The sequence below is a fragment of the Chryseobacterium sp. MHB01 genome, from assembly GCF_034651565.1.
Taxonomy (GTDB): domain Bacteria; phylum Bacteroidota; class Bacteroidia; order Flavobacteriales; family Weeksellaceae; genus Chryseobacterium; species Chryseobacterium nepalense.
In genome coordinates this window covers 1-24361 of record NZ_JAYEDA010000013.1, presented here as the reverse complement: position 1 = coordinate 24361, position 24361 = coordinate 1, and the positions used below count along the sequence as shown (strand labels likewise).

The window sequence follows — 24361 nt, the reverse complement described above, 5'->3', positions numbered from 1 at the left end:
TAGCGTATTTTTTTTTTGAAAAAACGGATAATATTGTTACCCATTCTGACAAACCATTATACCCATTCATTTTCATAGGCACCACTTCCCATTTCTATTTTCCGGGCGGAGATTGTAAATGACTCGGTGAGCGGGTTTTCTCCAACCGAATCAAATTTTTCTTTATGCTTTACGAGATAAGCTTCTGTGAATTTAAGCTCTTTGAGTGTGGCTTCACTGTCTCTTTTGAAGAATACTATTTTTCCATCTTTTCTTTCGAAAGAATTGGTCATCCATTCAAAAAGTTCCGTAGACCCTGTTCCTTCTACAGTAACATCAACTTTTCCTCCTCTTGTAATGGTAGACGGACGTCCTGTAGCATCAGTTTCCTGGAATAATCCATAATTTACATTCAGTATATTGTACTTTTTTCCGGCTACTTCTAATATTGCTTTAAATGACATAATAATTTTTTTTCGGTTAAGTGTTTTTGTTTGATAAGTAAGCTCTGGTTTTTTAAAAGATCATTGAAGGGAATACCTGTTTAAGGATTCCGCAGGTATTTTCTGATTGAAAATCTCTTTTATAAGAAATACAGAAGCTATATTTTTAGTTTGAAATAATTCATTTTGAATGTAAAGAAGGTTAAACCCATTCATTTACATGTTTGGCATTACCCAATTCAATTTCTTTTGCTGAAAGCACGAAAGTTTCAGTAAGCGGATTCTCTCCTGAGGCATCAAAATTTTCAGTGTATTTCACAATATAAGCTTCCTTGAATTTAAGCTCTTTCAATGTAGCATCACTATCTCTTTTAATGAATTTAACACTACCATCTTTTCTTTCAAAAGAATTGGTCATCCATTCAAAAAGATCAGTTGCACCGGTTCCTTCTACGGTTAAATGGATTTTCCCTCCCCGGGCTACCGAAGATGGCCTCCCCGTTTTGTCGGTTTCCTGTAACATGCCGAATTCTACTGATAAAACATTACGCTTTGTTCCGGCGTATTCTAAAATGGTTTTAAATGACATAATATATTTTAAGTTTAAATGATAATATTACCAATAATGGAATATATTCGTGCGTTCTTCAGCTTGACTTATCGGCGCAGAATACTGTTCAAAAGTAAAATTAATTTTAATAAAACCAAAAAATATTTATAAAATATTGCAGTATTTTTTTATTATGTTAATAACAATATGCTTAAAAAGATAAAAATAATTAATAAAATAACGTATTTTTATAAATAATGAATTATTTATGTCAATCTGTAAAATATAAAGTGTTTTTAGGAAAAAAGTAATTTTAAATTTATTTACATCAATAGAAAAGCACAGAAGCAAAAATGCTCCTGTGCCAAAAAAACACAAATTACGAAAAAGACAGGAGGAATTGCTCACACCCTTACTTATTCACTCCTGCTGCACCATGTCACGGTGCTATTTCCGTTTATTTTTGCTCATATTCCGTATTCCATTCATTACCATCATCTACTTTATGACCATCCATCTTAATAAGGAAATTTTTTGCCGGGAAATAAGGCTTCATATGAATATCCAAGTGAATTCGGTCTTTTTGTACCGGATCCTGTTCGAATTTTCTGATTTCGAAGTTTTCTATAAGCTTACCGGGACCTGTAATAGCATCTAAAAAGCGTACAATCTGATTCATGATTTCTTTTCTGGTTACAGCAGTAAAATTCTCAAAAGCCCTCCTGTTAAGAAAATCCATCAGGACTTTAGTTACATAATCAAATACCCTGACTACGGAATAGGTTTGCAACCCAAGATTATCTCCGTTGAAAAGTGTTTTTCCGGAGAATGCCATTACTTTCCCATATTCATTAACCATAGGGATCAATCCCATATTTTCAAGGTTGGCGATTTCACTTTTTTTTAGGTCAAACTTTACTCCGTCCACTTCATTAATCCCTCCGAATTTTTTGCCTGCAGTTACCTGCGACATTAATGTTTTATATACCTTTCCGGCCAAAGCTCCTGACGGAGGCACAAATAAATCTTCCTGCTCACTAATTTCTTCAAAACGGCCTCTTCCTACCAGCCAGTTGCAGGTCATTAAAATATTTGAGCGGTAGATTTCACCACCGGTAAGATAAGCCTGATCAAACATTTCCATCACATCATCCGGCTCATCAAGATGTTCAAAATCCGTTATGAGTATCACCTTATTTTCATGAGCAATCTTCGCCCATTTTTCTACAACGATATTGGATCCCAAATATCCCGGAATTACCAGAATACCATAGTTGTTCCTGAGGTCAAGCCTGTCATAATTATCAGAAAGCTCCGCATGGATTGTATCAATAAAACGGGTATTGTCTAAGTCCTTCAACTGTTCCAGCGTAGCATTTACTAATGTAATATTTCTTACTTTTTCAGACTCGGTATTTTTATAGAATAAGGCGATTGTTCTATAGTTGGCTTCCAATTCCCGGGTTGCTTCCACTGCCCTGAAAAGATTTTTTGCCAACAGTTCTTCTGCAGACTTTCTTTGAGCATCACAGTGGGACACCATATCGGCAACAGAATTATTCTTTCCGATTATAATAGTCCAGAGCTCCAGTGTCTTTTTAAGTATCTCTCTTTCTTTTTCTTTACTTTTTTCGGTAAGAAAAATTTTTCTTCTCGCTTTACGATCCGGATTTATATTCTGAATATTTTCAATGGAGGTTTCCAGCAAGTCGAATCCTCCATAGCGTGCCAACTTTTCCAATAGCTTATCCGCAGAAGCATGTCCTGCTATTTTTTGCTCCAGTACGGGAGCTTCCATTGGTTGCAATTCTTGTTGTTTTTGTGACATCGTTTTGTGTTTTTAAGATTATTTATTTTCTTCAAGTTCTTTGATGAGCAACAGCAGCGTATCGTGCAATGCTTTCTTTGCATCGGGATCTTCAAGGGCCGCTTTCAGGATTTTATTTGTTTTCAGCTGCTTTACAATTTTCTGGTATTGGTCTTTTTCCGTTTCCAGTACATTGAGAAAATTACTTTGTGCGGTAATTCCTTTGGTTCCGAAGTCTCCAAGATTGCTGAATTGCAGAGATTCCATTTGGGTAGCACCTTCTGCATTTTCAAAATCAACTTTAATTTCTGGTTTAAAATGTTCAAAGACTTTTTCTACCGTAGTTAGTCCTTCTACGAGCTCCGGTTTTACCGGGTCTTCTGCTGTAAGTTTCTGTGCGAAAAGGGTTCTGTTTTGCGGGATTTCCACAATCGCTTCATTTGCATCAAATGGTACTTCATTACCACCGATTCCTTTGTTTGATAACATACTATATTGTGTTTAAATTATTCGATATCTTTAATTTTATATTAAGTTGTAATGATTCTCACCTATTTTTCAAATAAGCGGTAAGGATAAATGTTTGCGGATGCATTTTTTAGGTTCAGCAAAAAACTATCGCACAGATATTCCCATTCTTCTTTACGGATATTTTCTTTATTTCGGACAAGAAAGACGTCAATAGTTCTGCTGAAACCTCCTTTCAATGAAACTTCTTTCTGTGTACCTTTCCGAACTTCAACGTCTTTGATAAGCTGCCTGAAATGATTCATTGCAAAAGCCCTGATATCTGCTACTGTAACAATGCGACCCCTTGTCAGTAAAGCATTTCTATATTCTAATATTTTCTCCTGCGGAGAAAGCTTCTTTTTCCCGCCCACTGAAGTACGGATAGCCAAGGCAGAATTTTCAAACAATCCGTTTTCCGGACCTACTGCTGTGAGCCGGGTCATCTGCTTTACATCATTCCCATCCTGTGCAGCGGTAGACCAGTAAGAGATTTTGCACTGTACATCTGTTTCCGGATCTCCCGAAGAAATAATCAGGTAAGGACTGTTGGCCTGAACAAAGTTTTTTTCTTTTGCAAGCTGATGAAGTGATGCCATATTCTGATTAATCTGCCTGAGAATATCATTGACGGAATTGGAACCTATACTTGCAAACGCAGCCGTTTCGTCTTTGATCAGTTCTAATAAATACTGTAGTAATTCCGACGCGCTCCTGCGGTCGAAACGGGAAACACCTCCCCGCCTCAAAAAAGCTATTGGTTCTTCATTTTCAGATTCATAATTTTTAATATCTAATCTTTTTCCATACTCGTCCGACACATCATCAAGTTCCAGAAATTGCTCTGCATCATCGATTGGAATGATATTCAGCCTGCCTTTTATTCTACGGCTGATGTTTTGATTCCTTATATTAATAAAAGGAACACAGTTTAATGCAAAACGAACATTTTGTAAAATCTCAGGAACAATTGCTTCCGAAAATTTAAACTTAAGCCAAAAAATAGCTTGTTCATCTGCTATCCCATTTTCCGGAAAGTGTTTAAAAAACAGTTCCTCTTTTTCCGGTTTCTCAGAAAAAGACAACCTCGCTTTCAGCGTAAAGAAATATGGTTTATAAAACCGGTTGATTTCATTATAAATATATTCCAAGTCTGAATAATTTTTAGTAATAATCTGTTCTGGATTCAGGCTGTCATTTTCTATATTATAGCCTTCATTTAAATGATACTCTCTATTTCCAAAAAAAACTTTTACCTGCTTCAGATAATAGTAAAAGATCTCTTTCTGGAAGCTATTACTACTATCAATAAAAAGCACCAAGTCCTCAAGATCTTCCCTCAGATGGGAGTGTATTCCCAGCCATAATTCACCTGAGGAAATATGTTCTTCTGCCTTTCCGATAATTTCATCAGAAAAAAAGTCTTCAATGTGCATCATTACATTATCATAAGCAAGATATTTTACTTTTGCAGCAAACAATTTTGTTTCTATCGAAGGACTGAAATACAAGTCTTTAACAGTACTTTCGGATGGATTGTAAATATTCTGTTTTCGAATTGTAGTTTTAAAACTACTATAGTATGAAATAAAGGTATTGTTTTCCAGAGGGTTCACCTGAAGCAGGGTTCGTGCCGGTACTACACCGGAAACCTGTTCGGGGAACATTACTTCCAAAACCCTTTCTATAATTCTGGAACGGGAATTTTCAAGCTCAGAGCCCAGTTTTTCAAGTTCTGCGGCACAGGCAGATAACAACAAGCTTACAACGGGATCGAAGGAACTTTCCGACTCCAACTCACTGTATCCCCACAACTTTGAAGCCTTTCTTAATATCCTGTCTTTAATTCTTTCCTGATTCATGTATATTTAATTCCGTATTAATATGAAAGTGGTCCCACAAAAAAACAACTACTGAACACAAATGAACGGTCAGTCTCTGCAATGAGCCCTTTAATGGCAAATGACACTCTTTTTTTCATTCTTCTTTTTACTGAATTTCCAAGATTATGGTCACTTACATAAACCTCAACATTTTCAAGTTCCAGCCTTTTCTCATGTTTTATAATTGATTTCTTCAGAGTCTCAGAAATTAATTCTTTGAGGCTGTTGTCGCTCTTCAGGAGATCAAAATCTATTTCCCATATTTCCGAGCCATAGGTTTCATCAAATTTACATTCTCCCAATGCCGTGGTTGCCAGCAGAAAGAGATGTTGCCGCAGTGATGTTTCCAAAGAAATTTTATCGACCTCTTTTTTGCTGGTAAGTCTTTCAAAATCAATTGGTATGTTGTAGTAAATGTCTTTCATTGCCGTGTTAAATTTTACAGATAAATAATTTTTTTAATACTTCCTTTATTATTGTATTCGAAATTCATCGGAACCTGCTTTCTTTTGATAATCCTGAGTTCTACTTTGGGAGTAAGTTTCAGAAATTTTTCACGGTAAAGAATATCTCCGATAAAGCTCTTTCCCTGGTCATTATCTACAACAATAAAATATTTTTCAACATGTTCCGGTTTTATAAAATTGCTGATATCTCCTGCATAAATTACCATCTTACCCCCGCTTCTTTCCAGCTGGTAAAACAGCATGTCGTGAGATAATTTTCTGTATGCTGAAATATCGAATGTTTCAATGCTGTCCTGTTTCGGCTCAAACGGAATATTTTCGTAGAGATAAGACGCTTTATCAAACTTTTTAAATCCGAAGAATGACAACCAACTTTTTTTATTTTTGGTTTTAACAAATCTCAATATATCTCTTGTTACCTGATAAGATCGTATTTCTTCTGTCTTGTCATCGGTCACAATTAGTTTATACGTGGGAACTTCAATTTCATTTCCATTAATCTGCAAAATTATAGTCCCCGCCTCCTGATCGGATATCGTAAGACTAATCGTATATTTCCTGAGTGCAGAATCCGTTCTTATGATTATTTCTTCTTTTCCCTTTTCATTAAAAGGAAAATCAGGATCTTTTGACATTCCTAAATTCAGATTTAATTCAGGCAGCGGACTCATTTTATACGATTTTATTTTACTCTCTTATTTATGGATTTCACCTTTTCTAATATTATATGCTGAAAGGCAATTAATGTAATGGAGAATATCCTGTCTATGTACTTCGTTCAGATATATCTCATAATTTTTTTTATACGTGTAAATTTGTAATTGTGTTATTTCATTTTCTTTAAATTTTTTAAGTTCTTTTTTACTTAACTGTTTTGCGAAAAGCGACTCACAGTTGATCGGAAATTCATTTTTCAGGACAATAACTTCGCCTGTTTTAAAATAAACGTCAACATTTTTATCATTATTAATGCAGATATCTTCTCCAAGCAGCTTCAGATAGAGATATATTTTATTTTTCCTTTTTCCCAGCTGAAATGAAGCGTACATTTGCTCTTCATTATCTATTCTCAGCCTTATTGCCGGAGCACTTGCAAAAAAACGGTGATCCAGCTTTTGCTTAGTCTGGATAATTCCACAATCGAAATGAGCAAATTGTGCAGAATCAAATGGCTTATTCTGAGCATAAAGCTTATGCTCAAAAAAGAATATACCACAAAAAATTATACAGAATCTTAACATTTCGATTATTTATTTAATACAACTCTTTTATCACTGAACCTGATAAAGCTGTCTGCAGACATCAAGATCGGTTTTCATTTTATCATATTCTTCTTTCAGTGCTTTGTTTATTGTGCTTAAACTGTCCATCAGTTCCTGATTGCCTGAAAGCTGTTTGATTTGTTTCTTAGCATCAATCAGGTCTTTGTAGGTCATGATGGTATTGTTGTACATATTCTTGTTTTTCAGGGTATCTTTCGGGAGTTGTTTATACATGTCCGCAAGAATGGAAAGCGCCAACTTTTCATTAAAAAAATCATTCTGTCCCGGCATTCCCATAGAATCTACAGCCACTTTTACTTTTTCCAGCTGAAATGAAAATTTATTCTGTGTTTCCATTTCTTTTTTCATTCGTATGTTTTCAGCTTTGAGAAGGCTGTTTTCTTTAAACGGAAAATAAGTATTGAAAAAAACAGCTACTACAATAAGTGTGGATGTAAGCAGGAAAAACAATATAAAAAACCAATAAGCGGCTCTCCGCTGATTTTTATTTAAAACTTCCATGAATGATATTTAATTTTAGAAATATAATTTTTAGCTTCAGTTATCGTCTTATAATTATTCTGCCAGGAAAGTACGGCTTCTTTTGGCATGGATAATTGTATCCTTTTCATCGGTACTTTCCGATACGAAAATGCTTCCGTCACGTTTTTTCCCGATGTAATCAAGTCTGCTTAAAATGGAGAAAAGATTTTCAAGTGTTTTCATAAAACGGGTAATCTTTACAATCATTCTGTCCATCTGATTATGGTTATAATCAAGATTAATAACATCCGAAAATATGATTTCAAAATCTCCCTGGCTAACGTTGCACCATTCCGCAAAATAATTCAGCAGCTCTTCTTTTCCTGCTCCGGAGCGGGCATCAATAAAGTTTTTAAGAATTCTTGCCAGAATCACAACCGAAAGCAACATGTTGACCGGAGCAGAATGCGGCACCATCCATCTGAAGCGGTTGATTTCAATGCCTAAATAATTTAAAGTTTTATCAGACATAAGCTCCATCATCACCGCCAGGCTGTTTGACTGTTTTTTTGCATATATTTTTTGGGAAATCTGCGTAGAATACAGTTCAATCTGTCCATAAAACCGATCAATTTCAGTATGTAGATCCTGAAGCCTGTGATGTCCGGCAATAGTGACGGAAGGAGGAATATAATTTTCATCAATTTTAGATTCTCCTGCGTTTACCAGAATCTTTCCTATGGTCAGATAATTACTTCCAAAACCTATGTTTCTTTTTAGTTCGTCTTCTGAGATTAAATTAAGTGAATATTCGGGATGAGTATAAGGATATCTTGGCGGATTTTCCTCTGGATCCGGCTCGCCGTAAGGCGTTCTTTTGAATGGATTCACTGAAATACAAGCCAGTAAGACCGCATTTTCATTTTCTTTCAGCTCACGGACTGCTTCGGGATAGGGAATGGATAAAGCGAGGTTTTCGTAATCACCTCCCCCAATTTCTATTCTTGAGCCATTAGGTGTTATGGCGTGGCACTCTTCCACCTGTATACGCAGAAGTTTATGATTATCAATAATAAGATGAATCTTAATAGAATTTTTTACCGGCAGGAGACCATAATTGATCATTGAAGTATGCACTCCAATTGCATCACGCACCGAATCGCTTACAAAATCCTGCATATCAATAAAATGAATTTTATTGATCTTCATTCCGTCGATCCAATTTATCGGAAAGTGAGTTAATTTTTCTATCATTTGTGCTATCTTTATTGTAATGGTTTTATTGATATTCCCTTTCTTTTTCCTGATTATATTCAAAGTCTGTTTTACCGGCTTCTTTATTTTTACCTAAAACCTGCTCTGTTCTTATACAAAACACCACGCTGTTTTCTTCAATGCCATTCATGTAAAGGGTGAGATTGGGATCAATATATTTAGTAGACTCGTACCATTTGGGCTGCAGAAAGAATACCCAGCTGAAAAGTCCGTTTTCGTCTTCCACCTGAATCTGATCTTCCGGATGTCTCTGGTTGTAATCTACTGTAAAGTTGTAAAAAAGCCTTCCGAAATCAAGTCTTGTTGGTCCTTTAGCTCTGTATACGCTGTATTTTCTGGCACTTTTATCTTTATTCATCACATAAGTGAAGACAACCATATCCCGCCATTCATCATCAGACAGACCAATGGTCTCTTTATAATTTTCCGGAAACTGCCATGTTAGGTAGACTTTGGGAGGAATATTCATGATCCGGTTAAATGTATCATTTAAGAAGGTCGGGATAAAAAATACAATAAAATGTCCCAGCATCAGATAAACGAGATCTGTTCCGTTAAAAAATGAGTAAATCAACATAAAGGGAACGGAGGCATATAAAACCGAAAGTAAAGCAAAAAGATATTCGTTACCGGACTTTCTGAATTCAAATTTATCAAAATATGTACGATAGACATAACAATGAATGACCCCTATAATTAAAGAACACAGTTGATAGAAGACAAATTCATAGAGATTATTTCCCTGAAATAGCCTATTATAACCTAAAAGCGCAATGATTGCGTAAGCAAAAGCAAATGAAAAAAGATAGATGTAGAATTTGGCCCGGTATTTTTGTTTGAAATCTTTTGTTTTTTGAGAAAAAATCATCGTGAGGATGATACATAAAGCAATTCCTACTAACAAAATGACAAAGAGTTGGGGATCTAATAAATTAGCAATATGTTTTTTTATCTTAATCATATACAGGTATTGTATCCTAAAATAGCTTTGGTTTGCCGACTCATATCAAATTTTTCTTCGTTTTCCTGAAGAAGAATTATTGTAGTAATTTCTATTTCGAGCGGAAAAAAATATTCGCAGAACATATCAACAAATTTTTTCTTTTTTCCTGTATAGATAAAGTCTGTGAATGTCGACTTTTTCAAAGGACCAATTTTAATATCAATATGTCTGGAATAATCATCATATTGAGTTCCTGTAATAGAATCCAGTCCGAGACGGGTCTCACCCAACAAAGTTGTTTTGCTGTCGTCAGCATATTTTTGATATCCGCGTTCATTAACTGTTATTTCTTCTTCAAGCAATATCGAAAGAATGTGGCAGGCCTGAGATATATTGCCGACTATTTTATAGGTGAAGGGAAGGAGCCTGATGAATTTTGAGATCAGCAGTGGCGGAAAGTCCCTGCTCATATTCCAGAATGTATAAAACAGATCGGGAGCTTTGGTTCCGTTGAGTGCAGACAGGAAGGAACTCTCAAAATTTTCTATTTCTACACCGAATTCAAACATTTCATTTTCAAAAGGCTGAAAAAACTTCCTTGCCTCTTTTTGCTGTTTTTTTTGATCATAATATTCGCGAATCATCACATCCACATCTTTTCCTGAAGTATCATTCTGAGAGTTATGGAAAATTCCCTGCGGCAGTGTATCGTACATGCTGTCCCGGGAAAGATTCAATACGAGCTGCGCTTTTTCATCATCGGAATCAGCTACTTTTGCATCAAGCACATCGAAGCGATAAGCCCGCGAAAATTGGCCTTCTTTAAGAACAGTATAGTCTTCTGCTTTGAGATCTCCGCTTTGTATAAGATCATTGATAATGACTTCTGCACGGATATCCTGAGGAAAGGACGTAATTAGAGAGGCAATATGTTGTAAGTGATTCATTATTTCTTGTCTTTTAATCTTCCTGCAGCTACAAAACGCAGCTGAAAATATTCATCATTGAAATTATAGATATTAAGACCTTTAGAGGTACACGCCAGAATACGGTCATTATGAAGATACAGCCCTACATCAGAAATAGGATGGGATTTATCATACCGAAAAAAAATGATGTCACCTTCTTTCAGGAACATTCTTCCTGTAAAAAGCTGCAACATTTTTGAACGAAAAATACCATCCGGTGTTTTAGGAAAGGTTTCTTCGTATACTTCACTGAACAACGCCTGTATAAGATAGGAAGCATCAACTGCCTTTTGTTTTTCAAGAGACTGTTTTTTATAGGGCGTTCCCAGCCATTCATCAATATAGGAATAAAGCCTGTAATCTGTGATTTCCTTGGGCATTACTTCCATAATAATTGAATATTTTTCCTTAATTTTCAGTACGTCATCATCCAAAATCTGAGGATTATTACCTTCTATAGAATGCGGGGATCCAATGTCATTTGCCAAATTCCGGCTTTTGTGAGAATATTGATCTGAATAATAATAAGGGATTTCTGTAATGTATTTCTTGCCGCTACATGAAAGTATAGCGATATATATAAACAGATACAGGATAATATGAAATATATCTTTTCTCATCGTGTTTTAATAAAATTTGTGTTTATTCTGTTATTGTATTTTTTTTAATAACAATAGAATTTAAAGTATCAAATATATCAATTTATTATGAAATAAGTAATAATTACAATTCAAATTAATATAATTTAAAATAAAACGACTCAATAATTAAATAGTTAATAATTAATTTCAGTTTTGCTTTTTGTAATATTTAATTATCGTGTAATTTTTTTTAATCAATTTTAAATTACATTGCATTTTTAATAATCGCATTTGTCCTTTTAGGGCTGGAAAATTTGTTTTCTATAAGTCATTCTTCCATCCATAACATCCATTTTTTTACATTATAATGAATACTGATACTCTGAATACAGTTTTTAGTATTTTTATTCATCCTAAGAGCAGTAATTTTAATTTTTTTACCGGCAATTTCCTGACAAAGCTGATCGAATGGTATCAGTTTTTTTTCGTTCACAACAACAGGAATATCATATCTTTCACACATGAAATCTTTAAAGTCGTCCTTGGTTTTGGTTTGTGCCGCAACCTGCCCAACCATAATCCGAAATTGTTCATTGGAAATTTCCGGAGCTTTCTTCGCAGCAATGCCTGAGTCTTTTTGGGGTTTCATTTTCGGAGACACGGGAATATATTGCAACATATCTACAAGAGGATCTTTCTGAGCTTCCCCGGGAGGTAAAGAAAACGCGGAGTGAGGTTTTTCAAATTTATAGGATTTAATATTTACCTTTTGTTTTGCCCGAATCACTTTAGGAGCAACATATATTGTTTTTACTGCAGTATGCTCTATGTCTCCATTAACGATAAGGGTAATTTTTTTATCACCTGTCGTTTTGAACCTATAAACGGGCGCTTTTTCTAAAGCATCTGTTGATCCGGTTTCCCCAAAACTCCATTCCCAAGATTCGCCGGCTTCTTTTTCAGCATTAAAATAGACCGGCTCGCTCACGGTTGTCACATTCGGAGCTATGATAATGGGAAGATAGCCATTTTGCTGACTAATACTGGTAATAGTCACCGGTTTTTCGTGTATACAGTTGCCGTTGATTTTTAATTTTACAATATATTCTCCCGGCTTTTTGTAGTAATGAAGAGTTCGCTGCCGGCGATCAGCCGGTGTGTTGTCCCCAAAATCCCACTCCCAGGATATAGCTCCCTTAGTGTTATCATTAAATGCAACTACTTTGTTGACGATATATTCATCTGCATGAATATAGAAGTTAGCATTTTCGCAATCGATGTGGCGGAAATACTGATAAACCAGGAAAACAAGACTGAGTAAGAAAATGATTCCAAAGCTTAGATAGATTCTCGGATCAATATTCGGAAGAAAACTGGTTCTTTTTTTCATTTTATATCATTCGTGTGGTTACAAATGTATTTATGTTTTCGGGTTTAAACAAATTTTATTTTTCTTTTAAAATTTATGCCTCTATCCAAACCTGTGATTTATAAAACCTCATCATATAATCATAAATTATCATTTCAAACAGCCTTTGTTGCGAAACAAAAAGCCTGTTGATATTCATATGAAATATGCTTTGAAAGAATTCCTGTAAAGGCATTTCTAAAGATTGATCTGCATAATAGCGAACAATAGAATCTACAGCAACATCACTTTTTTCAATAAGGGCAGTAACTTTATTTCTTTCATCTGAAAATTCATCGGCCTGAAGAAATTCTATATATTTTGATTTAAACTTCCTGTATTTCTTATCTATGCTGGAATTCAGCTTTTTATCTGCATTAAATTCAGCTTTAAAAGCGGCATTAAAATCATTAATCCAAATAAGTTTTTCCCAGATAGAAAGTCCGATTTTGTTCAACAGTTCATCAATATAAAAAATACTTATTATAATTTTTTCCTCATCATCATAGTGAAGGCATTGCAGCGTAAATTCGCTGTTTTTATGGAAGAATGACTCTGCTTCTTCTATGGTGTTTTTACCATAACGTTCAATTTCACGATTATAGGTATCAATCTGAATATTTGAAATTTCTCCGCTGTCAATAAATTGCTCACATAACTGATTAATTTTTTCAAGCATTTCATTGTAAAAAATGACATTATTCAACAGCAACCTTACTCTCAAATGCGGCTTAGGATCGTTATAGCGAATAAAAAACCATTTTGAAATATATTCTTTTTGCTGAAAGTATTCTACAAGAGGCTGTATTTCTTCCTCCAAAATAAGATCAGCTGTTTTCACTCCTGTATAGATTTTCAGGTAAAGCCATTCGCTTCCGGGAGGGAATTTTCTTTTCATCGTTTAAATTGTGTTTCTTTATTTTACTTTGTACATCGGGAAGATAAATTCACGCTTAAAATCGTCGTTTTCATTGTACAGAAATTCTTCAATGATGATTGCCTTCTCTGCTTTCAGGATTTGGAAGAACAGCTGTACCATATCGTAATTTTCAAGGTTGAAGGTTAACGTATTATCAGATTTTACCCATTGAATCCATTGCGGAATTTTTCTTTTTTCTCTCCAGTTTTTAAAGGTTGTTAAAGTCTGGTTTTTATCTGCAGACATTTCCACTGCGGAAATATCTTTTTCATTGATCTTCCAATGTGCTTTTGAGAGAATGATGTTTTTATATTCTACTCTGGGTAAAAAATGGTAAATCTGACTTAAACTTCCCCAATCGAAATATAATCCGGTTCGCATATTTTCTGAATTAAGTTCGGAGAGAAAATGATAAACAGGAAGTGTGTTGATATAGTAATTATGTGCATTTGTGAGATAAGGTCTGATCTTTTTATTCAGCCTTTTGGACCTTAAGACAATCTTATTGTTTTGTAAAGAAATATACAGATCATCAATGGGTATTTGCATCTTCTTCGATAATATAGATTGCGCCAGATAGGATATTTCGTACGATCGTATTGTCGGTCTGCGAATGATATTTCCTATTCTTGCTTCCGGTAGATGGATAATTTCCGCTAAGATCTCATCGTTGCCATATTCTGCCTGTCGAAGCTTTTCTTCTTTTTGGGCGATGGCTATTGTAAGGTTTTGTACACCTGCTTTTTCCGAGCAAAATCTTCCCAGGAGATTAGCAGCACTGCTTCCACCTCCGTTTCCTATATATAATTTTTCATTTCCGCTTTCTGAAATTATTTCTGTCATAAAAGACATCGTATCCGGCAAATCATCCCAATTTTCAATGAACCCGTCAAAATCTTCGTCAGCCAAGCTGATTACCTGGCAGTTTTCTATAATCGCTTCCTGCAATTTTTCATTGAGAATTTCCTGAACGGGATTCAGACTAAGTTTCACAACCTGCTTTTGAGGAGAATCAAAAATTAGTAAATCTTCCAGATAAGGGTGGATTCCGTTTGAGACGATATTCTGTTTGTACCCTATTCCTATTTCGGTGTCAAGAACATATGCCAAGGGCATTTCCCGTGTTTCAAACCGTTCATAGAAAGCTTTTTTAAATTCATCCAAATAAGATTGTTTCTGAGATAATGTAATTTTATTAAGAAAGCTGATTCCTTTTTTGAGTTCTTTTTTCCATTGTTCTGGCAATAGAAATTCGTCTTTGTAATACAGATCGGTTTGGAAAAGGTATTTTTGTTCGTATTCGGTATCGAATATTTTAATGAGGCTTTCAATTTCAGTATATTTTGAAGCGGGATTTCCGATATTCTGATCCAGTTCGTTTAGCTTATTTTTTATGTCGATTAAAATTTCGACTTTATCATTTGCTTTTATCTTATTTAAAACAGCAATGATGGAATCTAAAAAATCATTTCCCGAAACATTCGGCTCAAGCTCGCTTAACAATACCTGATTGCTGATGAGTTCCTCTACAAATTCTTCTGCTTCCCATGTTGCGGTTTCTTCATTTACCAAAATCCCGGCAATTTCATCTATGGGTCTTTTCTGCTTTGAAAAATGCAATACCCGTTGCAGCTCTTCTGAAAGCGGTGCCGAAGAAATAATATATTCTCTTTTTCCTTCAGTGTACTGATATTCGACATAGCGAATTTTACTCCCTACTTTATAAATACTGTTGTTGGGGAAAAATAAAAGTTTTTTTCTTACCTCGGGTAGCTGCACAAAATGCTGAGCAAGGGAGACCAAAAAATGCATGTCCAATTTCGTATCCCTGACTTTTTCTGAAACCGGAATTGTCATCCTGACTTTGTCGAAGGATCCCAACCCTACTCCCGAAAATAATCCGAAAGGTGTACACCGGCAGCTTATTCTGCTATAATATTTTAACAGGGTTTGTTTTAGTTTCTGAAATTCTTTAGAAGAAAAGTCTTTTTCTGACTGGATCCATTTACAGGCTTCATCGTGAAGGTTGGGTGACGCGAGATAAAGCGCCTCCAGAAAAACAGGATTTCTGCAAATTTCTTGTAACTCTGAATCAGGAATTTCATTTCTGCTCAGTTGCTCCTGAAAGTCTTTCCGCGAAAATAAAGGAGTACGAACAACGAACTCATCAAAAAACTGATACGGGAAACGGGGCATTGTTAATTTTTTGGGTTTTCTTTGGGTTGGTAATCGGGATGTCCTAGCTGCCAAAATGCGAAAGCGAAAATATCAGCTATATCTTCATAAGCTTTTTTCTTAGTATTATCTCTGCCATGTCCCCCATCAAAATCTACTTTAAGTAAAACAGGGTTCTTTGAAGTATTATTAGCCATTAGTTTGGCTGCAAATTTTGCTGATATCCATATGGGTACTCTCGGATCATTGTATCCTCCAGTTATAAGTGTTGCAGGATATTTCGTCCATTTTTTAATATGATGATAAGAGTCCATTTCATATAAATAACCAAATTCATCTTTATTTTTAACTGTCCCAAATTCTTTTATATTATTTGGACCATTAGGAGCTGTTTCCATTCGAATAGTGTTCAAAGTTCCTGCAGCTATAATTACTGCTTTTACTAAGTCTGGTTTTTCTGTCATAGTTCTACCCATTACTATTCCTCCTGCACTGCTTCCCCAAATGGCTGTTTTACTTGGATTTGAGTATCCTTTTTCATGCATGTATTCGATACAAGAAATAAAGTCCTTCCACGAATTAGGTTTTGTTTTCTTGAATCCTCCCAAATGCCAATCTTCCCCTTTTTCTCCACCTCCTCTCACATGTGTATATGCTACAATCCCTCCTTTTATAACCCATAATAAAGCTATTTTAGCATAGAAGGGACTATAGGAAGTAGCATATGCTCCGTATCCTAAAACCAATAAAGGTAATTCCTCTTTTGGATTTAATTCTTTGTTGTATATAATTGACAAAGGAATATCTTTTCCATCATGAGATTTCACGGTTGTCTCTAGAACCTTAATATATTTAAAATCAGGAAATTCTATAATAGGATTTATATTTTCTGGAATAAATTTATTTTCGGAAACATGGTATTTATATCTCTTATCTGTGTTAATCCAACCGGAACAAGTAACCCATATATCAGAGTATTTATTTGATTTTGTTGTTAACTTTACATTACCTGAAGGAATTGGTAAAACTATTTCATTAATTTTTTTCTGTGAAGAATAAAAATATAGTTTAGACTCTACACCATTTTTTGTTGTCGTAAGAAATAATCCATCTTTTGTAGAGTATACAGAACCAATTACGTCATCTTTCATTTCGGGTATAATGATTTCGGGATGCAAGAAATCTGGCTTTTTTAGAACTGTATGTGCAACAAAATTGTTTTTTGTTCCTCTAGCACTCACATAATACAAGTTATCTTTTACTAGGGTATAATCAACAACTTTATCCTCTTTCTTATACAGAGTTTTCCAACTAATATGTTTATTGTTTAATTCTGAAAAATTAGCATAGTACGTATCCGAAAAATTTGCCGCTCCCCCAATTTCTGCTATTAGATAATTTTGATTATTTTTATTAATTGAAACGATAGGGAAGTCTTCTTCTTTTAAATTCAGCTCCGGATAATCTTTTTTTGATAATATTGGATGAATTATCTTAGGGTCATTACCAATTTTATATACTACAGATGCCATGTTTTTTAAAAACATTTCAGATTTATTATCCACTATTGGGTAATACAAATAAATAAAACTATTATTATCAGGTAGCCATGAAACTCCACCACCATCAGACGGCCAACAGTGGGTAATTGTATAAGGTAAGATGATTTTTTTCTCAACATCAATAATAATCATTTCTCCAATTTCTTTTCCACCCTCAGTTAAAGCAACCACAATTTTAGACCCATCATAATTGGGCTTTATATAATTGATAACATGTTCTTTGTTATTCTTTTTATACTCGGCAGAGGTAAATAACAATTCTTCTTTGGCATCAAATCCATTTCTTAAATATAGTTTTTGGACATTTTCTTTGACTTGTCTTTTTATATAAAAATATTTATCATTATCTGTAATTTGTAAATAAGAAATAGAATATTCATTTTTACTATCCATCTCGTCAAGTTTGTCGATTAAATACTGACGAGATGGAATAGATTTTAAAATAGAATTAGTATAATTATTCTGTTCTTTCATCCAACTTATTACAGATGAATCTTTTACATCCTCAATATTTCTATATTCATCTACTATTCTATTGCCAAAATATTGATCCGTTGATGGCGATGATTTAATTACTTCTTGTTTTTGGGAAAATAAAATTTGATAGCAAAAAATCAAAAATGTGAATATATATTTCATATTATTAATGTACGTATGATGAAAAATATTGGTGTAAGGTGCTATTTTGCACCCCACACCTTAAATTCCTTATTTAATTTTAAAATTCATATCGGCAAGACCTTGAATTGATGTGTCTTGTCCCATATCACCTGTATTATTTCCTCCTGTATCTCCATCTCCTCCTTTAATTTTTCCCAAATTAGTAATACTAATCATTTGTAGTTTTTTCAACGATAATTTTTTTAACGTTTTTTCATTTTGTTTTTTCATCTAATATGATTTTTAAATTGCGATGGCAAATTAATTATTTTTTCAAAGTATACCTACATTTTGTTGCCGATATTGGTAAATACAGCATTAACAAAAATATTTAAAATGCTGAATATCAATTATTTAATTTCTTTTTGTAAAATTTTAATGTAATAAGAAGGTAAAGTGCCAGTAATATTTTTAAATGCTTTTGTGAAGGATTCCACATTATTAAAACCTACATCTTCTGCAATACTTGCAATAGTTTTTAGTCTTAATGTTTTATTTTCCTTTAATTCGGTAATAGCAAAATTAATTCGTAATTCAGTTAAATATTTTGAGAAACTTTTACCTTTAGTTTCATTAATTATTTTTGACAAATAATCTCTATTTGTTTCAAATTCTTTAGATAAAGAATGTAACGTAATACTTTTAGTAATAAACATTTTTTGTTTTTCAAAATCATGTAGCTTTAAAATTAATGCCTCTTTTATATTTTCGGGAATTTGACTTTTAACTCTATTAGGTTTCTTATTTCCTAAAGTATTACGGAGCTGCATTTCTTTATCTTCTACATCTAATTTCTGCAAATTATCTGATTCGTCAATTACTGAACTTTTATTTTGTATATCAATTAATTTTTGTGCTTGAATTTTATATGTTTTTAATTTTTTCCGATTTGTACTATACAAATAAATGAATATGAAAAGCAGCAAAAAGCCTCCAGTAAGAAACCAATATAATACAGTATTCCTTTTATCTAAATTGGAAATTAATTTCTGCTTTTGTTCTAACAATTCAGGGGTGTCAAACTTTTTGTGAATCTCTTTGGAAAACTCATAATTTGATTTATAAATAGTATCATTAAGCGTTATAAGTCGGTCAATCAAATAGAGCTCTTTTTCTTTATTTCCCTTTTTTTCGTAAAAATCTAAAGAATTTTTATATAAATCTATTAATTCCGGACGAATAAACTTTATTCTCTTTTGTATAGAATCCATTTTATTAAAATAATAGAAATACTCACGCCTGTTATTTAATTTCTGGAAGTTCATGGATAAATACATATACGAAATCCCTAAATTGGTAGAGTCATGCTTTTTAAAATAATCTATATTTTTCTTTAATCCTTTAACTGATTTTTCATTATCTTTTAGATGATATTCAATTATATGGCAGGCAAGATCAAAGGCGCGATAGTAATATTTCTTATTATATACAAGACATTTAGATTTTCCTAAGTTTGCATAGACATAAGCCGAATCGTATTTTCCCACTCCGTTAAAGGCAACTGTTAAACTATACAAAACAGATAAATAATTATTAGGATCTTTTGTTTCTTCCTTTTTGATATAATCATAATTTCCTTTGAAAATTTTTAAAGACTCTTCATAATCATTCGTCCGTGACTTAATATCTCCAATCGCATTCTTAATTAATATGATACTTTTTTTATTATCATTTGTTTTTGCATAAGTGAGTGCTTGTAAATAGGAAGATAACGCTTGATCATATTTGTTAGAATTGTAATAAATATGTCCCATTTTATAATAACCATGTGAGAGATTATCTACAGTATTATTTTTACGAATAACATTTTTTATACTGTCAACATAATGAATGTTTTTTCTGGATTTTGTAAAAAGCAAAAAATATCCATCTATCTGCTTTATAACATTTTTCTCTTTTTTTGCTTTTACTAAAAAAGTATTCGCATAAAGTAGAGATTTATTTTCTACACGAAATTCTTTGCTATAGGATTTCTCTAGCTGATCAAAGGTTCTATTTTTTAATGAATCAGGAATCTTAAAGTCTTTTGTACTTTGAGAAAAGTATAGGATACTAAAAAAAGAGAAAATAAATAATATAATTTTATACATACAAGTGCGTTTCAAGTACAATAATACTATATTTTAAGTATTTCCCAAATAATAATTTATTAAATTAAAAACCAAAATGTTATATGTTTTTGAGTACTGAAAATTGATCAATCTTGGTTTCGATTATTCCAAAATTGATCAATTTAGGAATACTTTGTTTGTAAAAATTATCGCACCATTGCATCTTTGCTTCAACAAAAAACACAAATGTTTATTTTTTGTAGTGCGCACTGCAAAGTATAAATGAAAACCGCTGATCAGCAAAAACCCATGCCGGGGTTTATACGGCAAACAAAATCTTTAATTTTAAAAAATCAACAAAAATGAAAAAAACATTAGGGTCATTAAATAGCAAAAAAATCAAAAAGAATGATCTAATTGCAGTAAAAGGAGGGCTATCAAACCCTGGTTCCAGTACTATATCTTCTGGATGTGATACACTTGTCATGACAGGACGCAAGGGCGATGCTCACCCTTCAAATGACGGAACATGTGATGACAGTGATTGGGCATGTTAAATAACATCACAAACAGGTTGGTTACGGCTTTTGCCGTAGCCTCCTTTCTTATGGCATGTAAAACATCTACAGAAGTTACAGCTCTAAAAGATGAAAAGTTCAGTTATGTTATACAGAACCAGAAAAATGCTGTTGCATTCAAAAGTTTAGGTCTCAGGAAAAATTCTAAGTATTATTTTCATAAAAGTTATGGAAAAAGAATTTTCAGCAATCAACAAAAATCAATAGTGAATAATTATTGTGGTAATAATATTATTACCTCGCTGTTTCTTATAAAAAGTCTTCCTGACATTTCAGAGAAAAAAAGTAAATTGATTACAACTGATGATGGCAAAAAATACCTCTGCTATGATATTATTGAAGATATTGGAATGCAAAAAAAGATGCTGAAAAGGTATTTTTCTTATAAAGACCGGAATTATCTTTTTGTCGTGAAGGAAATAAAAATTTGCAGAAAAAATAAATCTACTGAAGCACTAAAATTAAGCTACGACCTTGACATAGAATTATATGCCGATCAAGAATTTAAAGGTCTTATCTTATGAGTAAAATCTTAATAATTTCAAAATCTTTTTTTGATGAAACAACTAATGATATATGTTGCTGGTTGGATTTTCACAAAATTCCCTATGTGAGACTTAATATAGATGAAATAAATAATCCTAAACTATACAATGTCTTTATTGATTTTCAATCTGAAAAAATAATAATAACCGATGTCTTACTAAATCATAAAGTCAATTTAGAGGAAATTAAGATCGTATGGTGTCGGAGATTTATTGACCAAAGCAGTGAAAGTATTACAAAAATGGCTGGCATAATTGATCATAATGCTGTTACTCTTTCAAAATTCATTTTTGCAGAAAATAATAAATTTTTAAGAATATTGTTTGATTTCTATCCCAATTGGAAATGGTATGATTACTATAAAGATATATTGTCCGTAGAAAAAATGCACGTTCTAAAAATTGCAAAAAAGATAGGATTGACCATTCCAGAAACATACATAGCAAATAATTTGCATGCCTTACAAAATATTGAAAAAGATCTAATTACTAAGCCTATATATGAGGCGACAAGCTTTAATGCTAAAGAAGGTGGAATATTTATCACCCATACAAAAAAAATTTCGGATATAAAAAGTACCGGGAAAAGTTTTTCAAATTCTCTTTTTCAGGAGGAAATAAAAAAAAGATTTGAAATTAGAGTGTTTTTTTTAGAAAGTAAATTTTATTCCATGGCAATTTTTTCCAATAAAAATAAGCATACAAAGGTTGATTTTAGAAATTATGACTTTAAACGACCTAATAGAAGAATCCCTTTTAAACTTCCTCAAAAAATAGAGGATATGTTGAGAAATCTGATGAAAGAATTACATCTGACGATGGGCTCTATTGATTTGATTAAAAGCTATAATAATCAGTATTATTTTTTAGAGGTCAATCCGGTGGGTCAATTTGGAATGGTTTCATATCCTTGTAATTATTTTATTGAAGAAGAATTAGTATTACACTTAAAAAGTAAATTATATGCAGAATAATCATGAAGCATTGTTAAAAAACAAATTAAAAAAAATCAATACAAGCTTTATACTACTCGATTTAGAAAAATTAAAAGTGAAGAAAAATATTCTTGATAATAATGAGAATTTACAAATTAAAGGACATAATAAAATAAAAAATTCTATTACATTTTCAAGAAAACTATATAAGCCCATATCAAAATTATGACATATAAACTATTTAGTGATATTATTCTGTGCAAGGGTCATGTGAGAACATTGCTATTGGATACAACAAGAAATTTATATTACTATATACCCAATGACTTTGCTAATATTTTAATCGATAATATCATTATAGATTTCGAATTATTAAAGAAAATATACCCAGAAAGTGTAAAAATAATCAATACTTATAAAAAATTTCTGTTAAAAGATGAATTAATTTTTGAAGTTTTGGACGAAGAAGAGGCGTCATCATTTCCTAAAATTAATTTACAATATAAGCAGCCGTTTGGAATAATAAACGCAATCATAGACATAGATGCTGAATCTAATCTATCATATTTAGAAAAAATTGAATATGATTTTGAAAAGCTACGCGTACAAAGTTTACAGATTAGAATTTTTTACATAAATGACATTAAAATATTGATAAATTTCATAGATAAAATTTCAAAGTCAGGAGATAACTTCTTGAAAGATATTCAAATTATCCTAGTAAAAAATGACTTCCTAAATTTTAATTGCTATAAAGTTGCTAAAATACTGCACAATTATAATATTATTACACAAATAGATATTTATAATTACACAGAAAAAAATGCAGACAAAATGTCTTCAGATAAGATTTTTTTGCATAAAAAAAAGATCCATAACTGTAAAAGTTGTGGAGAAATAGCAGAAAATATGAGCACAATTAATTTAAAAATAGTTTCCGAATCTCACCATCATAACTCCTGTCTCCACAAAAAAATATCAATTGACGCAGAAGGAAATATCAGAAACTGCCCTTCTATGCCACAAAGTTTCGGCAATATAAAAGACACAACATTAGAAGAAGCGTTACAGCAATCTGATTTCAAAAAATACTGGAATCTTACCAAAGACCAGATTGAAGTCTGCAAAGACTGTGAGTTCCGCTACATCTGTACAGATTGCAGAGCGTACACAGAACGCAGCCATATTAATAAAGAAGGATTAGACACTTCAAAACCTTTAAAATGCGGCTACAATCCATACACAGGAGAATGGGAAGAGTGGAGTACCAATCCTTTAAAACAAAAAGCAATACAATATTATGAACTGGAAAATATTATTTAAAACATTATGTGTTCTTATAACATTAATTTTTAATCAGTCGATTGCACAAAATTACAAAGTATATTATCGTATGAATTACAAAACAGATTCATTAGAAGAAGAGATTAAAAATAAAAATATGATCTTACTGATAAAAGACGATAAATCTAAATTTTATTCTCAAGAGCAATTTGAAAATGATTCCACAGTAATTGAAAATAGAAAGAAAGGAGTTAAGAGCCAGATTAAATATGAGTATGCCTTTATGGTTATAAAGGATTCTAAGACAAAAAAATTATCAAAATTTACCTCTTTATTCAGAGATCTATATCAGCTATCGGAAAAAGCTCCAGATTTTGACTGGAAAATAATGCCTGAAACAAAAAGCATTGCTGGTTATACCTGTCAGAAAACATCATTAAGTTATTCTGGTCGTAATTGGGAAATATGGTTTACATCTGATATATCTTTACAGGAAGGTCCATCTATTTTCAATGGATTACCCGGACTGATTATTTATATGAAAGACACTAAAAATAATTATGAATTCAGCTTTACAGGAATAAAAAAAGATGAGATTACAGATATAAATTTTTTCTCTACAACCTTCCTGGAAGTAACAAAGAAACAACTTGCAAAAGTTCTTATTGATCATTACAACGACCCATATAGAGAAATGAAAACAGGAAATATAAAAGTTCTCTGGCAAGATGAAAACGGCAAACCATTTAAACCTGATTACAAGGAGCTTACAAAAAATGAACAGCAGTACATTAAGAAAAACAATAATCCGATAGAATTAGCTGATGCAATAAAGTACCCTTAAAATCATTGATATTCATTAATATCCGTTTATATTTATAGCTGCAGTTTATTTTTTCAACAAATTGTTTGTTTTTAAAGATTAAAAAATATTCTAAAAAGTAGTTGCCAGAATGACGCCATTTATTGCATACAAATTGATTAAAAATTGAAATCCTTTCCCTTTTACCTTCAGCCTGATTCCAAAGACTGCGGACCTACGTGCCTTCGTATCGTCAGCAAATACTATGGTAAAACCATTTCCCTGCAGCAGATC

Annotated in this window: 26 protein-coding genes; 7 read left to right on the top strand and 19 right to left on the bottom strand. The window is 32.7% G+C overall.

The window, feature by feature from the left end:
* Positions 1–56: 56 nt before the first annotated feature.
* From tssD (U9K52_RS17705) to U9K52_RS17615, 19 genes are all read right to left on the bottom strand, one after another.
* The gene (tssD, locus tag U9K52_RS17705; RefSeq protein ID WP_248389375.1) at positions 57–443 is read right to left on the bottom strand and encodes a type VI secretion system tube protein TssD; all 387 of its coding nucleotides are present in this window, start codon (positions 441–443) and stop codon (positions 57–59) included.
* 181 nt (positions 444–624) lie between these two features.
* Entirely contained in the window at positions 625–1011 is a 387-nt protein-coding gene (gene tssD / locus U9K52_RS17700) for a type VI secretion system tube protein TssD (protein ID WP_248389373.1), read from the bottom strand.
* A gap of 418 nt (positions 1012–1429) precedes the next feature.
* Positions 1430–2770, bottom strand: a complete 1341-nt coding sequence (locus U9K52_RS17695; RefSeq protein WP_323673816.1) for a DUF5458 family protein — start codon at positions 2768–2770, stop codon at positions 1430–1432.
* Positions 2771–2818: 48 nt separating this feature from the next.
* Positions 2819–3268 carry a hypothetical protein gene (locus U9K52_RS17690; protein ID WP_248389371.1) on the bottom strand — a complete coding sequence of 150 codons (450 nt, stop codon included), beginning with the start codon at positions 3266–3268 and terminating at the stop codon, positions 2819–2821.
* A gap of 62 nt (positions 3269–3330) precedes the next feature.
* On the bottom strand, positions 3331–5148 hold the full coding sequence (locus tag U9K52_RS17685) for a hypothetical protein (protein ID WP_263601885.1): 1818 nt from the start codon (positions 5146–5148) through the stop codon (positions 3331–3333).
* 17 nt (positions 5149–5165) lie between these two features.
* Complete coding sequence (locus U9K52_RS17680) at positions 5166–5594, bottom strand: GPW/gp25 family protein (protein WP_263601886.1); 429 nt, start codon at positions 5592–5594, stop codon at positions 5166–5168.
* Between the two features lie 14 nt (positions 5595–5608).
* Complete coding sequence (locus U9K52_RS17675; protein ID WP_263601887.1) at positions 5609–6307, bottom strand: hypothetical protein; 699 nt, start codon at positions 6305–6307, stop codon at positions 5609–5611.
* A gap of 24 nt (positions 6308–6331) precedes the next feature.
* The gene (locus tag U9K52_RS17670; RefSeq protein ID WP_263601888.1) at positions 6332–6877 is read right to left on the bottom strand and encodes a hypothetical protein; all 546 of its coding nucleotides are present in this window, start codon (positions 6875–6877) and stop codon (positions 6332–6334) included.
* Positions 6878–6907: 30 nt separating this feature from the next.
* Entirely contained in the window at positions 6908–7420 is a 513-nt protein-coding gene (locus U9K52_RS17665) for a type VI secretion system transmembrane protein TssO (protein WP_263601889.1), read from the bottom strand.
* Positions 7421–7474: 54 nt separating this feature from the next.
* Positions 7475–8635, bottom strand: a complete 1161-nt coding sequence (locus tag U9K52_RS17660) for a hypothetical protein (RefSeq protein ID WP_322927585.1) — start codon at positions 8633–8635, stop codon at positions 7475–7477.
* 25 nt (positions 8636–8660) lie between these two features.
* Positions 8661–9617 (bottom strand): TssN family type VI secretion system protein, encoded by a 957-nt coding sequence (locus U9K52_RS17655; protein ID WP_322927584.1) that lies wholly within the window; start codon positions 9615–9617, stop codon positions 8661–8663.
* Complete coding sequence (locus U9K52_RS17650) at positions 9614–10546, bottom strand: type VI secretion system baseplate subunit TssG (protein ID WP_322927582.1); 933 nt, start codon at positions 10544–10546, stop codon at positions 9614–9616. Before U9K52_RS17650 ends, U9K52_RS17655 begins: the two co-directional genes overlap by 4 nt.
* A complete protein-coding gene (locus U9K52_RS17645; protein WP_322927581.1) occupies positions 10546–11187 on the bottom strand; it encodes an NlpC/P60 family protein in 642 nt (213 codons plus the stop codon). The genes U9K52_RS17650 and U9K52_RS17645 overlap by 1 nt, the downstream gene beginning before the upstream one ends.
* Before the next feature lie 289 nt (positions 11188–11476).
* Entirely contained in the window at positions 11477–12538 is a 1062-nt protein-coding gene (locus U9K52_RS17640; protein ID WP_322927579.1) for a PKD domain-containing protein, read from the bottom strand.
* 73 nt (positions 12539–12611) lie between these two features.
* Positions 12612–13454 carry a thiopeptide-type bacteriocin biosynthesis protein gene (locus U9K52_RS17635; RefSeq protein ID WP_322927578.1) on the bottom strand — a complete coding sequence of 281 codons (843 nt, stop codon included), beginning with the start codon at positions 13452–13454 and terminating at the stop codon, positions 12612–12614.
* Positions 13455–13472: 18 nt separating this feature from the next.
* Complete coding sequence (locus U9K52_RS17630; protein ID WP_322927577.1) at positions 13473–15671, bottom strand: lantibiotic dehydratase family protein; 2199 nt, start codon at positions 15669–15671, stop codon at positions 13473–13475.
* A gap of 2 nt (positions 15672–15673) precedes the next feature.
* Positions 15674–17851, bottom strand: coding sequence for a prolyl oligopeptidase family serine peptidase (locus tag U9K52_RS17625; RefSeq protein WP_322927576.1), 2178 nt, complete (start codon positions 17849–17851; stop codon positions 15674–15676).
* 69 nt (positions 17852–17920) lie between these two features.
* Positions 17921–18103 carry a hypothetical protein gene (locus tag U9K52_RS17620; RefSeq protein WP_322927575.1) on the bottom strand — a complete coding sequence of 61 codons (183 nt, stop codon included), beginning with the start codon at positions 18101–18103 and terminating at the stop codon, positions 17921–17923.
* A gap of 119 nt (positions 18104–18222) precedes the next feature.
* On the bottom strand, positions 18223–19962 hold the full coding sequence (locus U9K52_RS17615) for a helix-turn-helix domain-containing protein (protein ID WP_322927574.1): 1740 nt from the start codon (positions 19960–19962) through the stop codon (positions 18223–18225).
* 323 nt (positions 19963–20285) lie between these two features.
* Between U9K52_RS17615 and U9K52_RS17610 the strand changes: the two genes are divergently transcribed.
* The 7 genes from U9K52_RS17610 to U9K52_RS21340 form a co-directional block, all read left to right on the top strand.
* Positions 20286–20480, top strand: coding sequence for a hypothetical protein (locus U9K52_RS17610; protein WP_248389339.1), 195 nt, complete (start codon positions 20286–20288; stop codon positions 20478–20480).
* Positions 20474–21025 carry a hypothetical protein gene (locus U9K52_RS17605; RefSeq protein ID WP_322927572.1) on the top strand — a complete coding sequence of 184 codons (552 nt, stop codon included), beginning with the start codon at positions 20474–20476 and terminating at the stop codon, positions 21023–21025. Before U9K52_RS17610 ends, U9K52_RS17605 begins: the two co-directional genes overlap by 7 nt.
* Positions 21022–22020 (top strand): grasp-with-spasm system ATP-grasp peptide maturase, encoded by a 999-nt coding sequence (gene gwsG / locus U9K52_RS17600; protein ID WP_322927571.1) that lies wholly within the window; start codon positions 21022–21024, stop codon positions 22018–22020. Before U9K52_RS17605 ends, gwsG begins: the two co-directional genes overlap by 4 nt.
* On the top strand, positions 22010–22210 hold the full coding sequence (locus tag U9K52_RS17595) for a hypothetical protein (protein WP_322927570.1): 201 nt from the start codon (positions 22010–22012) through the stop codon (positions 22208–22210). The genes gwsG and U9K52_RS17595 overlap by 11 nt, the downstream gene beginning before the upstream one ends.
* Positions 22207–23304: a grasp-with-spasm system SPASM domain peptide maturase gene (gene gwsS, locus U9K52_RS17590; protein WP_322927569.1), complete on the top strand. Its 1098-nt coding sequence runs from the start codon at positions 22207–22209 to the stop codon at positions 23302–23304. The genes U9K52_RS17595 and gwsS overlap by 4 nt, the downstream gene beginning before the upstream one ends.
* Positions 23282–24109 (top strand): GLPGLI family protein, encoded by an 828-nt coding sequence (locus tag U9K52_RS17585; RefSeq protein WP_322927568.1) that lies wholly within the window; start codon positions 23282–23284, stop codon positions 24107–24109. Before gwsS ends, U9K52_RS17585 begins: the two co-directional genes overlap by 23 nt.
* 144 nt (positions 24110–24253) lie before the next feature.
* Positions 24254–24361: cysteine peptidase family C39 domain-containing protein (locus tag U9K52_RS21340; protein ID WP_323673815.1), on the top strand; the 108-nt coding region annotated here is incomplete at its 3' end.